Raw genomic sequence first — 13,594 nt, 5'->3', positions numbered from 1 at the left:
TGTCACTCACCGGGGAAGACGCATGACAAAAACAACAATGCGCGCCATCTTCACGCCGCAGGCGCTTGCCGCTGCGGTGGCTTTGGGTTGCTGTGCCCAGGCGCACGCGGTCGCTTTCAATATCGGGGAAATCGAAGGCACGTTCGACTCGTCGCTGTCGGTCGGTGCGAGCTGGGGCATGCGCGATGCCGACAAGTCGCTGGTCGGTACGGTCAACGGCGGGACCGGTCAGTCTTCCACCGGCGATGACGGGCGTTTGAACTTCAAGAAGGGCGAGACTTTTTCCAAGATCTTCAAAGGCATCCACGACCTTGAACTGAAGTACGGCGACACCGGTGTGTTCGTGCGCGGCAAATACTGGTACGACTTCGAACTCAAGGACGAAGACCGCGAGTTCAAACCGATCAGTGACAAGGGCCGCAAGGAGGGCGCGAAGTCTTCCGGGGCGCAGATTCTCGATGCGTTCGTCTATCACAACTATTCCATCGCCGATCTGCCGGGCACCGTGCGCGCCGGCAAGCAGGTGGTGAGCTGGGGCGAAAGCACCTTCATCGGCAACTCGATCAACAGCATCAACCCGATCGACGTTTCGGCGTTTCGTCGGCCTGGTGCGGAGATCAAGGAAGGGCTGATTCCGGTGAACATGCTGTTCGCCTCTCAGGGACTCACCGATCAACTGACGGTCGAGGGCTTCTATCAACTGGAATGGGATCAGACCGTCCTCGACAACTGCGGGACCTTTTTCGGTGTCGACGTGGCGGCGGACGGCTGCAACAACGGCTACACCGTCGGCAACCCGGCTATCGCCCCGTTGGCCCCGCTGGCGGCAGCCTTTGGCCAGCCGATCCAGGTGACCCGTGAAGGCGTGGTCGTGCCCCGTGGCGGCGACCGCGATGCGCGGGATTCCGGGCAGTGGGGCACGGCGTTGCGCTGGCTCGGCGATGACACCGAGTACGGTCTCTATTTCATGAATTACCACAGCCGCACACCGACCGTTGGCACCAGCACCGCCGGCCTTTCGACCCTCGCGGCGCTGCCGGGCATGGTCGGGATCGCAAACGGTCTGGCCCCCGGCAGCGGATCGGGTCTGGCACAAAGCGTGATGCTCGGGCGCGGTCAGTACTACCTCGAGTACCCGGAAGACATCCGCCTGTACGGTGCAAGCTTCTCCACCACGCTGCCGACCGGCACCGCCTGGACCGGCGAGATCAGCTATCGGCCCAATGCGCCGGTGCAGGTCAACACCAACGACTTGACTCTGGCCTTGCTCAATCCGATTGCCGGCGGTGCCGCCTCGCCGCTGGTCACCTCCCCGGGTGCCGACAACAAGGGCTACCGGCGCAAGGAAGTGACGCAGATCCAGAGCACGCTGACGCACTTTGTCGATCAGGTCTGGGGGGCGCAGCGCCTGACCCTGGTCGGCGAAGCGGCGGTGGTGCGAGTCGGCGGCCTGGAGTCGCGCAACAAGCTGCGTTACGGCCGCGACTCGGTCTACGGCCAGTATGGTTTCGGCGGTGACACCGACGGTTTCGTCACGTCCACCTCCTGGGGCTATCGTGCCCGGGCGATCCTCGATTACGCCAACGTGATCGGCGGGATCAACCTCAAACCCAACCTGTCCTGGTCCCACGACGTCGCCGGCTATGGCCCCAACGGTCTGTTCAACGAAGGCGCCAAGGCTGTCAGCGTCGGAGTCGATGCCGACTACCGCAACACCTATACCGCGAGCCTGAGTTACACCGATTTTTTCGGCGGTGACTACAACACCCTCGAAGACCGGGACTTCGTGGCCCTGAGCTTCGGTGTGAACTTCTGATCTGCCCGAGAAGGATGAATGCAATGCGCAAGATGATTCTGCAATGCGGTGTCCTGGCCTTGAGCCTGTTGGCCGCCAATGTGATCGCGGCGGTGTCGCCGGAAGAAGCCAACAAGCTCGGCACCAGCCTGACGCCGCTGGGGGCCGAGAAGGCCGGCAATGCCGATGGATCGATTCCGGCCTGGACCGGCGGTATCCCGAAAAACGCCGGCGCGGTCGACAGCAAGGGCTTTCTGGCTGACCCGTTCGCCAGCGAAAAACCGCTGTTCACCATCACCGCTGCCAACGTCGACAAGTACAAGGACAAGCTGTCCGACGGCCAGGTGGCGATGTTCAAGCGTTACCCCGAAACCTACAGGATCCCGGTCTACCCGACCCATCGCACCGTGGCCGTACCGCCGGAAATCTACGAGTCGGCCAAGCGCAGTGCGCTCAATGTCACCAGCATCAACGATGGCAACGGCCTGGCCAACTTCACCGGCAACCGTTACTACGCATTCCCCATTCCCAAGAATGGCGTCGAGGTGCTGTGGAACCACATCACCCGTTATCACGGCGGCAATCTGCGGCGGATCATCACTCAAGTGACCCCGCAGACCAACGGCAGCTACACGCCGATCCGTTTCGAAGAAGAGATCGCCGTTCCGCAGTTGATGAAGGAGCTCGATCCGGAAAAAGCCGCCAACGTCCTGACGTTCTTCAAGCAGTCGGTCACTGCCCCGGCGCGTCTGGCCGGTAACGTGCTGCTGGTGCACGAGACCCTCGATCAGGTGAAGGAGCCGCGCCTGGCGTGGATCTACAACGCCGGCCAGCGCCGGGTGCGCCGTGCGCCGCAAGTGGCCTATGACGGGCCCGGCACTGCGGCCGACGGCCTGCGCACCTCGGACAACTTTGACATGTTCTCCGGCGCCCCGGACCGCTACGACTGGAAGCTGATCGGCAAGAAGGAAATGTACATTCCCTACAACAGCTACAAGCTCGATTCGCCGAGCCTCAAGTACGACGACATCGTCAAGGCCGGGCACATCAACCAGGACCTGACGCGGTATGAGCTGCACCGGGTCTGGGAAGTGGTTGGCACGGTGAAACCGAACGAGCGACACATCTACGCCAAACGCCACATGTACATCGACGAGGACAGCTGGCAAGTGGCGCTGGCCGATCACTACGACGGTCGCGGACAGCTGTGGCGAGTGGCTGAGGGACACGCTCAGTACTACTACGATCACCAGACCCAGGCCTACACCCTCGAAGCGCTCTACGACATCATCGCCGGCCGGTACATTGCCTTGGGGATGAAGAACGAAGAGAAGCACAGCTTCGAATTCGGCTTTGAAGCCAAAGCCGCCGATTACACCCCGTCGGCCCTGCGTTCGGAAGGCGTACGGTAAAGGTTGCAATACACGGGCGGGCAAAAAGGCGACCGCACGGTCGCCTTTTTTATGGGCGCCAATCAGCGTACTGAATACTCGTCAACAAGCGGCGGCGACAGGGCTAGGGTGAGCGTACAACGATAAAAAGGCGCAGCCGATGACCGCCATGACCTACGCTGCGGATCGTCCGGGATTCTTGCCCAGACTCTCCGCTCATCATCTTCCACGCTCACGTCTGACTGCATCGCTGCTCGAGTCTTCGGCACGGGTCCGGCTGATCTGCGCACCGGCCGGCAGTGGCAAAAGCACGCTGTTCACCGAGTGCCAGTTGCAGGCGCCCGCCGAATGTACGGTGTGCTGGCTGCCGCTGGCAGGCCTGTCGATCAGTGTCCCGGCATTTTGCGAGCGGCTGGCGCAGGCACTCGGGCTGGCAGCTGCGGATGAGTCGTCGCTGCTGCATTGGCTGGCGCGTCGGTCCTCGCCGGTGTGGGTGTTTCTCGACGATTACTGCCGTGTTGAAGACCCCGCGCTGGACGCGCTTCTCGACCGCATGCTGGCGCTCGCCAGTCCCGCCGTCACCTGGTGGATCGGTACGCGTCGGCGCCCGCAATGCAACTGGCCGCGCCTGTTGCTCGATGACGCCTTGTACGAGTGTGAAAGCGCGGCGCTGGCGTTGAGTCGCGGCGAGATCGCGCAACTGTTGCGTCACCTGCCATCCGTCCAGGCCGACCAGGTGGCCGCTCGGATACATCAGCGCAGCGGCGGCTGGTGTGCCGGGGTGCGGATGCTGTTGATGCAAAAGTGTGACTGGTCGCAAAAGACTTTGCCGCAGCAACGCATGGACACCCTGCTGGACTACCTGCAACACGAACTGTTCAGTGGTTTGACCCCGGAGCTGGCCGAGGCCTGGCGAGTGCTGGCGCATCTGCCGCGGTTCAACGCCAGTCTGTGCGATCACCTGTTCGGTGTCGGCGAAGGGGCGCAGTGGATGCGCACCCTGCAAACACTCGGGTGTTTTATCGAGCCCTGGCAAGGGTCGCCGGACTGGTTGCAGGTGTGCGCTGCGCTGTCGCGTTTGATGCGTGATGAACCCTGGTCGGCTGGACGTTCCTGGCATCGCCGGGCCTGTCAGTGGTTTGCCGCCGGACAGCATTGGAAATGCGCCTTCGAACAGGCGTTGCTGGCTGAAGAGTACGAGGTCGCGGTGAGCCTGCTGCAGCACTTCAGTTTCGAGCATCTGTTCGAGGAGCAGACGGTCGTGCTGTTGTTGCGTCTCTACGAGCAACGCGGCGAGGAACTGCTGTTGGGTTCGGCGCAACTGGTCGGACTGGTCACAGCGGCGCTGCTGTTCGCCGGACGATTTGCCCAGGCGGCGGACTGCATCGGGCAACTGGCGCGTTTTCTACCGCCCCGGTCGGCGGAACAGCAACGGCAACTGATCGCCCGCTGGCAGGCGCAGCAAGGCTGGCTGTTGCATCTGCAAGGGCGGATGGAGGAGGCGCGCGAACATTTCGAGCAAGCCTTGAACGATCTGTCGCCGCAGGCGTGGACCGCGCGTCTGCTGTGCCTGTCGGGCCGCACTCAGCAGGCGTTGCTGTGCGGTGACCTGGAGCTGGCTCATTCGATCAATCGTGAAGCGCTGTGCCTGGCCCGGGCGGAGGGTTCGTTGCTGTTCGAGGCGTTGCTGGAACTGGATCACGCCCAGTTGCTGGAGCAGCGAGGCGCATCGGCTCGCGCCGAAGAATTGCTGGTCAATCTGTGCGACATGCTCGGTGCGTCTGTCGAGCGACCGACGCCGTTGCTGGGGCGTATTGCCCTGCGTCGTGGGCGGCTGGCATTGAGCATGGGGCAGCAAGACCGGGCGGCCGAGTTGTTTCAACAAGGGCTCGACGATTGCCTGCGCAGCTTTGACAAGCGAGTGCTTTATGGCTTCCTGGGCCAGGCCCAACTGGCGGCCGATCAAGGTGATTATCCACAGGCGTTCATGCGTCTGCGTGATGCTGAGCGGCTCATGCAACAGCGGCAGATTCCGGACACGGTTTATCGCGGCGTTCTGTTGCAGGTCAGCAGTGAATTCTGGCTGCAACAAGGACGGCCCGAACTGGCTCGCGAAGCATTGAGTCGAGTGCTCAGGCACTATCGTGGCCCGCGCTCACGGCAGGCCCCGCCGGCAACGCTGGAACTGATTCCGCGCATCGAGTGTTTGCTGATTCTGGCCGAGATCCGATTGGGTCAGGCACGGCAGCCGATGGCGCATCTGCAGATTTTGCTCGAGCACGCTCATGCCAACCGGATGGTCGTGCTTGAAGCCGAGTTGCTGTTGGCAATGAGCGAGGTGGCCTGGACGCTCGATGATCTGGAGTCTGCCCGGGGCTACTTCGACAACGGGCGAACGTTGGCCAGGCATTTCAATTTGCAGCGTTTGTCGATGAAGTTTGATCAGAAGGCGCTGAACCTATGGCCCGGTTCAACGCTTGCCGCTTCACTCGCAGATGACGGGGATAACGAAGGCTCACTGAGTTTGAGAGAGTCGCAGGTGCTTGGATTGATCGCGTCGGGGAGCTCCAACCAGCAAATTGCGGACACGTTGTTCATCTCGTTGCACACGGTCAAAACGCATGTCCGGCGCATTCACGCAAAACTGGGTGTCGAGCGCAGGACTCACGCCGTAGCGCGGGCGAGAATGCTCGGTTTATGCCGATGAACACTCACGCTGACTGATACCCCATCCGCCAGCTCACGGCCCGCGTCGCAGCCAATAACCGCTGCGCCGCCGGGCCGTTTTCGTCGGCGTGAAACAGCGAGGTCGGGCCGACGATGGTCAACACCGCCGCGACCTGCCCGAGGGCGTTGAACACCGGTGCCGACAGGGCATCGACGCCCGGCATCAGCAAGCCGTGAACATGATGCAGACCGCGTTCGCGGATCTGTTCGCACAATGCGGCATAAGCTGTTTCGTCTGCCAGCGGATGGCCGCCGCTGGCGATTTCCTGCTCGCGCAATTCGTCGGTTTCCCGGTGCGGCAGATAAGCGCCGAACACCAGGCCGGTGGAGGAACTGAGCAGTGGCAATACCGAGCCCAGTTGCGTCACCACCGTCACCGCACGCACCGCCGGTTCGATGTGCACCACGGTCGCGCCCTGATTGCCCCACACCGCCAGGAAACAGGTTTCGTTGAGTTCGTCGCGCAGTTCGGCCAGGGGCAGGGCGGCGATTTTCAGCACGTCCATACTGTTGAGTGCGGCCAGGCCCACGCGCAGCGCTTCGCGGCCGAGGCCGTAGTGGTTGGTGGCGGTGTTCTGTTCGGCGAAACCACTGGCGATCAACGCCTGCAGATAACGGTGAACCTTGCTCGCGGGCATCTGCACATGTTCGGCCAGACGCGACAGTGAAGTGGACGGCGACAACTCGGCCAGGGCCTTGAGGATGTCGGTGCCCACTTCGGCGGAGCGGACTTTCTGTTTGCCATTGCTGTCGCTGGTTTTTTCCATGGTGTTGCCGTGTCCCGGAACGAATGGGCGTCTTTATAGCTTGACGCTGGTGAGTGAGCAAATTACGTTATGCGTAATCGCATTACGATAAAAATAACCCCGGCGTGCCAAGACCTCCGATCCAGAGTGTCCGGCCATGCCGACGCCCTGTTCAGGAGGCTCCATGAACCTCGATTCAGCCCTGGCTTACCAGTCCGGTTTCGGCAACGAATTCAGCTCCGAAGCGTTGCCCGGCGCACTGCCCGTCGGCCAGAACTCCCCGCAGAAAGCCCCGTACGGTCTGTACACCGAACTGTTCTCCGGCACTGCGTTCACCATGACCCGCAGCGAAGCGCGGCGTACCTGGATGTACCGGATCCAGCCGTCGGCCAATCACCCGGCATTCGTCAAACTGGAGCGGCAACTGGCGGGCGGCCCGTTGGGTGAAGTGACCCCCAATCGCCTGCGCTGGAACCCGCTGGACCTCCCGACCGAGCCGACCGATTTCATCGACGGCCTGGTGAGCATGGCGGCCAACTCCGCTGCCGAAAAACCGGCCGGGATCAGCATCTACCACTATTGCGCCAACCGGTCGATGGAGCGTGTTTTCTTCAACGCCGACGGCGAGCTGCTGCTGGTGCCGCAACTGGGGCGCCTGCGCATCGCCACCGAACTGGGTGTGCTGGAAGTGGCGCCGCTGGAAATCGCCGTGCTGCCGCGGGGTCTGAAATTCCGCGTCGAACTGCTTGATCCGCAAGCACGCGGTTATGTCGCCGAAAACCATGGCGCGCCACTGCGCCTGCCGGACCTTGGACCGATCGGCAGCAATGGCCTGGCCAATCCGCGGGACTTCCTGACCCCGGTCGCCGCTTACGAAAACCTGCAGCAACCGACCACCCTGGTGCAGAAATTCCTCGGCCAGTTGTGGGGCACCGAACTCAATCACTCGCCGCTGAACGTGGTCGCCTGGCACGGCAACAATGTGCCGTACAAATATGACCTGCGCCGATTCAACACCATCGGCACCGTCAGTTTCGATCACCCGGACCCGTCGATCTTCACCGTGCTGACGTCGCCGACCAGCGTCCACGGTCTGGCCAACCTCGACTTCGTGATCTTCCCGCCGCGCTGGATGGTGGCCGAGAACACCTTCCGTCCGCCGTGGTTCCACCGCAACCTGATGAACGAATTCATGGGCCTGATCCAGGGCGAGTACGACGCCAAGGCCGAAGGTTTCCTGCCTGGCGGTGCGTCCCTGCACAGCTGTATGAGCGCTCACGGCCCGGACGGCGAGACCTGCACCAAAGCCATCAACGCGGACCTCAAGCCGGCGAAGATCGACAACACCATGGCCTTCATGTTCGAGACCAGCCAGGTGCTGCGCCCCAGCCGCTTCGCCCTCGACTGTCCGCAACTGCAATCCACTTACGACGCCTGCTGGGCCACGCTGCCCGCCACGTTCGACCCGACCCGGAGATAACCCATGACTCAGACTTCCATCACCCGCAGTTGGGTCGCCTCGGCCAACGGTCACGCGGATTTCCCGTTGCAGAACCTGCCGCTGGGCGTGTTCAGCAACAACGATTCGGCACCGCGTGCCGGCGTGGCGATTGGCGAACACATCTTCGATCTGCAAGTGGCGCTGGAGGCCGGGCTGTTCGACGGCGCCGCGCGCAGTGCGGTCGAAGCCATGCACGGCGGTCAGTTGAACGCCTTCTTCGAGCTCGGCCGCGACGCCCGTGTTGCCCTGCGCGAACGCCTGCTGGAACTGTTCAGCGAAGGCAGCACCCATCGCGGCGCCATTGAAGCCCAGGGCGCAAAACTGCTGCCACTGGCCGCTGATTGCCAACTGCACCTGCCGGCGCGCATCAGTGATTACACCGACTTCTACGTCGGCATCGAGCACGCGCAGAACGTCGGCAAACTGTTCCGCCCGGACAACCCGCTGCTGCCAAACTACAAACATGTGCCGATCGGCTACCACGGTCGCGCGTCGACCGTGCGCGCCTCCGGTGCCGACGTGCGCCGCCCGAAAGGCCAGACGTTGCCGGCCGGGGCGACCGAGCCGACCTTCGGCCCGTGCGCACGTCTGGACTACGAGCTGGAACTGGGGATCTGGATCGGTCAGGGCAACGAGATGGGCGAGCCGATTGCCATTGGTGACGCCGCTGAACACATCGCCGGTTTCTGCCTGCTCAACGACTGGTCGGCCCGTGATATCCAGGCCTGGGAATACCAGCCGCTCGGCCCGTTCCTGTCCAAGAGTTTCATCACCAGCGTCTCGCCGTGGGTGGTGACTGCCGAAGCGCTGGCGCCATTCCGCACCGCGCAACCGCCGCGCCCGCAAGGCGATCCGCAGCCGCTGCCGTACCTGCTCGACAAACGCGATCAGGATGGCGGAGCCTTCGACATCGAGCTGGAAGTGCTGCTGCTCACCGAGAAAATGCGCGAGCAGAACCTGCCGGCCCATCGCCTGACCCTGAGCAATACCCGCTACATGTACTGGACGGTCGCGCAAATGGTCGCGCACCACAGCGTCAACGGTTGCCAGTTGCAGGCCGGTGACCTGTTCGGTTCGGGCACCTTGTCCGGCCCTGAAAGCGGTCAGTTCGGCAGCCTGCTGGAAATCACCGAGGGCGGAAAAAAGCCGATCGAACTGGCGTCCGGCGAAGTGCGCAAATTCCTTGAGGACGGCGACGAAATCATCCTGCGCGCCCGCTGTGCCCGCGAAGGTTTTGCTTCGATCGGCTTCGGCGAATGCCGTGGCACCGTGCTGGCGGCACGCTGACAGGAGCGGCGCATGGATCTCTACACGTATTACCGTTCCACCTCGTCGTACCGGGTGCGGATCGCGCTGGCACTCAAGGGCCTCGACTACCAGGCGTTGCCGGTCAACCTGATCGCGCCGCCCGGTGGCGAGCATCGGCAACCGGCGTACCTGGCGATCAATCCCCAGGGCCGGGTGCCGGCGCTGCGCACTGACGACGGCAAGTTGCTGATTCAGTCGCCGGCGATCATCGAGTACCTGGAAGAACGTTATCCACAGGTGCCGTTGCTCCCCGAAGACCTCGTTGCCCGCGCCCGGGTGCGTGGCGTGGCGGCGGTGATTGGCTGCGACGTGCATCCGCTGCACAACGTCAGTGTGCTCAATCGCCTGCGCGGTCTGGGGCATGACGAGGCGCAGGTGAACGAGTGGATCGGCCACTGGATCAGTCAGGGGCTGGCGACGGTGGAGCAGTTGATCGGCGACAGCGGCTTCTGTTTCGGCGAATGGCCGTGCGTGGCGGACGTGTACCTGATTCCACAACTGTACGCGGCCGAGCGGTTCAGCGTTTCGCTGGAGGCGTATCCACGGATTCGTCGGGTGGCCGCGTTGGCCGCTGAGCATCCGGCCTTCATTGCGGCGCATCCGGCGAATCAGCCGGACACGCCGAAGTAGCATTGGATGGCTCCCGCGCGGCGCACGGGAGCCAATCCGGTTACCCGCAAAAAATCATAAAAACAAAACAGGTACCTTGCGATGCACAACCAGATTGCCAGCTTTCGGGCGGCACTCGACGCCCGTCCTGTGTCCCGCTTTCAGTGGTTGCTCCTGATGCTTCTCGCCTTGCTGCTGGTCACCGACGGCTATGACGCCCAGGTGCTCGGTTACGTGGTGCCGGCACTGGCGCAGGACTGGGGCCTGGAAAAATCCGCGTTCGGCCCGGTGTTCAGCGCCAACCTGCTGGGGCTCACCCTCGGCTCCCTTGCTGTGACGCCGCTGGCCGATCGCTTCGGCGTACGGCGGATTCTGCTCGCCTGCGTGCTGATCTATGCCAGCCTCACGGTGCTGATGGTGTTCGCCGATTCCCTCAATACCCTGATGATCGCGCGCTTCATCTGCGGCATCGGCATGGGCGGTGCGATGCCCAGCGCCATGGCGTTGATGTCGGAATATTCGCCGCCACGCCTGCGCACGCTGATGGTGACGCTGGCGGCCTGCGGTTTTTCCTTCGGCGGGGCGGCGGGTGGTTTTGTCGCGGCCGGTTTTATCGACCGGTTCGGCTGGCAAGCGGTGTTCCTCGCCGGCGGTGTCACGCCGCTGCTGTTGTTCCCGTTTCTCTGGTGGATGCTGCCGGAATCCTTGCCACGGCTGCTGCGTGACGCTCCACCGTATGCGCGCCTGCGCAAGGTCACCGCGCGGATGCTGCCGGACTGGCAACCGCCCGCCGCATCGGTCGAGCAGAACGAGCGTGAGCAGGGCAGCAAACTGACCGTGGTGGAGTTGTTCCGCAATGGTTACGCCCGCCCGACCTTGCTGATCTGGGCCACGTTTTTCGTCAGCCTGATCCTGCTGTATTTCATGATCAGCTGGCTGCCGTCGTTGCTGCTGGAAAGTGGCCTGAAACTCAACGAAGCGAACCTGGTGACGTCGATGTTCCTGTTCGCCGGCACGCTGGGGGCGATCTGCATGGCGTGGTTCGCCGACCGGTTGAAAAGCAAGGTGCGCCTGTTGTCCGGCGTGCTGGCCGGCGCGGCGCTGTGCACGATCCTGCTGGGCCTGAATCACGACAACCCGCGTTATCTGGTGGCTTGTGTGTTCGCGGCGGGGTTCTGCATCATCGGCGGGCAACTGACGCTCAATGCGTTTGCCAGCAATTTCTATCCGGCCCACGTACGCGCCACCGGCACTGGTTGGGCGTTGGGCGTCGGGCGGTTCGGGTCGATTCTCGGGCCGTTGTTCGGCAGCCTGTTGCTGGCGATGCACATTCCGGTGGAGCAGATTTTCTTTTTCTGCGCGATCCCGGCGGTGATTGCGGCGTTGCTGATCATTCAGGTGCGTTCGCCAGCCACTGCCCTGTTCAGTGGACGACTGAGTTCGGCGGCAGATGCCCCAGCCGTTCCGTCAGTCGAAGTCGCTGAATCGGGTCGTCACTGAGTAATAGTGCGTGCTCCAGATCGAAACGCTCGGCGTTCGGGCAATCGAGGCGCTGGTACAGACTGGCCCGCGCCAGGTAGTCGGCGGCGCTGGCGTTGCCCAGTTCGAGCACGCGCTCGGCATCGATCAGTGCCGCAATAAAGTCGTCGTGGGTCAGGTGCAACTGACGCAGGTTGCGTGACAGACGCTGAAGCATCTGCACCGGCTCGGCAGTCAGCAGGTGATCGGCGCTGAGTTTCATCTGGTGGCCGTACTGGCGATGCAGCAGTTCGCGGCAGTCGTTCGGATACAGGCGCCGTCCACCGCACGGATCGAGCAGGTGATCGGCCCCGGGAACCTTGAGCAGGAAATGCCCGGGGAAGTTGACGCCCACCAGTGGAATCTCCAGGCCCCGGGCCAGTTCCAGAGCGATCAGTGCCAGCGCCAGCGGCTGGCCGCGTTTGGTCTGCATGACTTTGTGCACCATCGCGGCCTGCGGGCGCAGCGGTATGAAATCATCCTGGGCAAAACCCAGATCTGTCATGCGCCGCAGCAGCGGTTGCGCCAGTTCGCTGACCGGCAGCAACGGCAAACCATAGCTGACCCGCTGTTGCAGCTCCTTGAAGTCCTGCAACAGCGCTTCGGGATCGGCTTGTTTGTCGTGTTCGGCGGCCATCCACAACGCGGCTTCGAACAGCGCGGGCGGTGAACGGTGCAGACATTCGAAGAAACGTTGGCGCGGGCTCATCTCAATCTCCGGGGCATGCCTCGTTTTAGCCCCGTCTTTGCCATTCGTCCAGTGCCGGGCCGCTCTGCCATCGGGTTATGCCACAACCCTCTGACGGGTGACGGTGCTTATTCCGGCGCGCTTCAGCAATTTTCAGGCGCAAGCCTATACTGGCGTCTACCAGAAGTGATTCGGGAGCCTGCCGATGTTCGCTCTCATGCAAAGCACTCGCCTGGAATCGCTGCACCTTAGCGTTGATCCGGTGTCCGGATTGAAGGCGGTCATTGCCATTCATAACAGTCGCCTTGGGCCCGCCCTGGGCGGGTGTCGTTATCTTGCCTACCCGAACGACGAATCCGCAGTCGAGGACGCCATACGCCTGGCTCAGGGCATGAGCTACAAGGCTGCGCTGGCCGGCCTCGCCCAGGGCGGCGGGGTGGCCGTGATCGTGCGGCCGGCCCATGTGGAAAACCGCGCCGCATTGTTCGAGGCTTTCGGGCGTTGCATCGATCAGCTGGACGGTCGCTACATCACCGCCATCGACAGCGGCACCTCTGTGGCGGATATGGATTGCATCGCCCAGCAGACCCAGCATGTCACCAGCACCACTTCGGCCGGCGACCCCGCGCCGCATGCGGCGATGGGGGTGTTCACCGGGATTCGCGCCACGGCCATGGCGCGGTTGGGCAGCGACAACCTCGAAGGCTTGCGCGTGGCGATTCAGGGACTGGGCAATGTCGGTTACGCCCTGGCTGAACAGTTGCACGCCGCCGGTGCCGAACTGCTGGTCAGCGACATCGACCACGGCAAAGTGCAACTGGCGATGGAGCAGCTCAACGCCCACCCGATTGCCAACGACGCATTGCTCAGCACGCCGTGCGACATCCTCGCGCCGTGCGGTCTCGGCGGGGTGCTCAACAGCCACTCGGTCACCCAGTTGCGCTGCTCGGCGGTGGCGGGCTCGGCCAACAATCAGCTGACGCACCTGGACGTCGCCGATCAACTGGAACGGCGCGGCATCCTGTATGCGCCGGATTACGTGATCAATGCCGGCGGGTTGATCTACGTTTCCCTCAAGCACCGTGGCGAAGAGCTGACCACCATCACAGCGCACCTGTCGAAGATCAGTTCGCGATTGACCGAAGTCTTCGCCCATGCCCAGGCGGAAAAGCGTTCACCGGCACGGGTGGCGGACGAGTTGGCAGAGAAAGTGTTGTACCGCTGAGATTTGTCCGGACATGAAAAAGCCCCTGAGTCTTTCAACTCAGGGGCTATTCAATTCAAGTGTCGCTTATTTCGCAGCCTTCGCCA

General features: G+C 62.9%; 10 protein-coding genes. 8 read left to right on the top strand and 2 right to left on the bottom strand.

All coding sequences use genetic code 11. The features are described 5' to 3' along the window. Positions 1-22: 22 nt before the first annotated feature. The 3 genes from ACKJSM_RS19315 to ACKJSM_RS19305 all read left to right on the top strand — a co-directional run bounded on the left by ACKJSM_RS19315 (position 23) and on the right by ACKJSM_RS19305 (position 5,893). Positions 23-1,816 (top strand): DUF1302 domain-containing protein, encoded by a 1,794-nt coding sequence (locus ACKJSM_RS19315; protein WP_236178179.1) that lies wholly within the window; start codon positions 23-25, stop codon positions 1,814-1,816. A 23-nt stretch (positions 1,817-1,839) separates the two neighbouring features. Continuing rightward, positions 1,840-3,207: a DUF1329 domain-containing protein gene (locus ACKJSM_RS19310; RefSeq protein WP_236178180.1), complete on the top strand. Its 1,368-nt coding sequence runs from the start codon at positions 1,840-1,842 to the stop codon at positions 3,205-3,207. A gap of 139 nt (positions 3,208-3,346) precedes the next feature. Further along, positions 3,347-5,893 (top strand): LuxR C-terminal-related transcriptional regulator, encoded by a 2,547-nt coding sequence (locus ACKJSM_RS19305; RefSeq protein ID WP_410238573.1) that lies wholly within the window; start codon positions 3,347-3,349, stop codon positions 5,891-5,893. Between the two features lie 4 nt (positions 5,894-5,897). Here ACKJSM_RS19305 and ACKJSM_RS19300 read toward each other — a convergent pair whose 3' ends face one another. After that, positions 5,898-6,680 carry an IclR family transcriptional regulator gene (locus tag ACKJSM_RS19300; protein WP_236178182.1) on the bottom strand — a complete coding sequence of 261 codons (783 nt, stop codon included), beginning with the start codon at positions 6,678-6,680 and terminating at the stop codon, positions 5,898-5,900. 163 nt (positions 6,681-6,843) lie between these two features. On the opposite strand from ACKJSM_RS19300, the gene hmgA reads away from it, so the two are divergent. The 4 genes from hmgA (at position 6,844) to ACKJSM_RS19280 (ending at position 11,577) form a co-directional block, all read left to right on the top strand. Continuing rightward, positions 6,844-8,139: a homogentisate 1,2-dioxygenase gene (gene hmgA / locus ACKJSM_RS19295; protein ID WP_236178183.1), complete on the top strand. Its 1,296-nt coding sequence runs from the start codon at positions 6,844-6,846 to the stop codon at positions 8,137-8,139. Positions 8,140-8,142: 3 nt separating this feature from the next. Then, entirely contained in the window at positions 8,143-9,447 is a 1,305-nt protein-coding gene (gene fahA, locus ACKJSM_RS19290; RefSeq protein ID WP_410238572.1) for a fumarylacetoacetase, read from the top strand. Between the two features lie 12 nt (positions 9,448-9,459). Continuing rightward, on the top strand, positions 9,460-10,098 hold the full coding sequence (maiA, locus tag ACKJSM_RS19285) for a maleylacetoacetate isomerase (RefSeq protein ID WP_410238571.1): 639 nt from the start codon (positions 9,460-9,462) through the stop codon (positions 10,096-10,098). An 81-nt stretch (positions 10,099-10,179) separates the two neighbouring features. Then, positions 10,180-11,577 carry an MFS transporter gene (locus ACKJSM_RS19280; RefSeq protein WP_236178186.1) on the top strand — a complete coding sequence of 466 codons (1,398 nt, stop codon included), beginning with the start codon at positions 10,180-10,182 and terminating at the stop codon, positions 11,575-11,577. Here ACKJSM_RS19280 and ACKJSM_RS19275 read toward each other — a convergent pair. Then, the gene (locus ACKJSM_RS19275; RefSeq protein WP_039769388.1) at positions 11,501-12,304 is read right to left on the bottom strand and encodes a SirB1 family protein; all 804 of its coding nucleotides are present in this window, start codon (positions 12,302-12,304) and stop codon (positions 11,501-11,503) included. The genes ACKJSM_RS19280 and ACKJSM_RS19275 overlap by 77 nt on opposite strands. 184 nt (positions 12,305-12,488) lie before the next feature. Here ACKJSM_RS19275 and ACKJSM_RS19270 point away from each other — a divergent pair, with 184 nt between their 5' ends. After that, positions 12,489-13,508 (top strand): Glu/Leu/Phe/Val dehydrogenase dimerization domain-containing protein, encoded by a 1,020-nt coding sequence (locus ACKJSM_RS19270; RefSeq protein ID WP_410238570.1) that lies wholly within the window; start codon positions 12,489-12,491, stop codon positions 13,506-13,508. Positions 13,509-13,594: the final 86 nt, after the last annotated feature.

The sequence above is a fragment of the Pseudomonas sp. PHC1 genome (genome assembly GCF_046487845.1).
In the GTDB taxonomy this organism is placed as follows: Bacteria; Pseudomonadota; Gammaproteobacteria; order Pseudomonadales; family Pseudomonadaceae; genus Aquipseudomonas; species Aquipseudomonas sputi.
Note: the sequence above shows the minus strand (reverse complement) of the source record. Positions and strands in the feature narration are given on the sequence as shown.

What these genes read in the sequence shown, in the direction of transcription:
- ACKJSM_RS19280 (WP_236178186.1), top strand. Translation starts at nt 10,180, where the DNA reads ATGCACAACCAGATTGCCAGCTTTCGGGCGGCACTCGACGCCCGTCCT.
- ACKJSM_RS19270 (WP_410238570.1), top strand. Translation starts at nt 12,489, where the DNA reads ATGTTCGCTCTCATGCAAAGCACTCGCCTGGAATCGCTGCACCTTAGC.
- hmgA (WP_236178183.1), top strand. Translation starts at nt 6,844, where the DNA reads ATGAACCTCGATTCAGCCCTGGCTTACCAGTCCGGTTTCGGCAACGAA.
- ACKJSM_RS19305 (WP_410238573.1), top strand. Translation starts at nt 3,347, where the DNA reads ATGACCGCCATGACCTACGCTGCGGATCGTCCGGGATTCTTGCCCAGA.
- maiA (WP_410238571.1), top strand. Translation starts at nt 9,460, where the DNA reads ATGGATCTCTACACGTATTACCGTTCCACCTCGTCGTACCGGGTGCGG.
- ACKJSM_RS19315 (WP_236178179.1), top strand. Translation starts at nt 23, where the DNA reads ATGACAAAAACAACAATGCGCGCCATCTTCACGCCGCAGGCGCTTGCC.
- fahA (WP_410238572.1), top strand. Translation starts at nt 8,143, where the DNA reads ATGACTCAGACTTCCATCACCCGCAGTTGGGTCGCCTCGGCCAACGGT.
- ACKJSM_RS19310 (WP_236178180.1), top strand. Translation starts at nt 1,840, where the DNA reads ATGCGCAAGATGATTCTGCAATGCGGTGTCCTGGCCTTGAGCCTGTTG.
- ACKJSM_RS19275 (WP_039769388.1), bottom strand. Translation starts at nt 12,304, where the DNA reads ATGAGCCCGCGCCAACGTTTCTTCGAATGTCTGCACCGTTCACCGCCC.
- ACKJSM_RS19300 (WP_236178182.1), bottom strand. Translation starts at nt 6,680, where the DNA reads ATGGAAAAAACCAGCGACAGCAATGGCAAACAGAAAGTCCGCTCCGCC.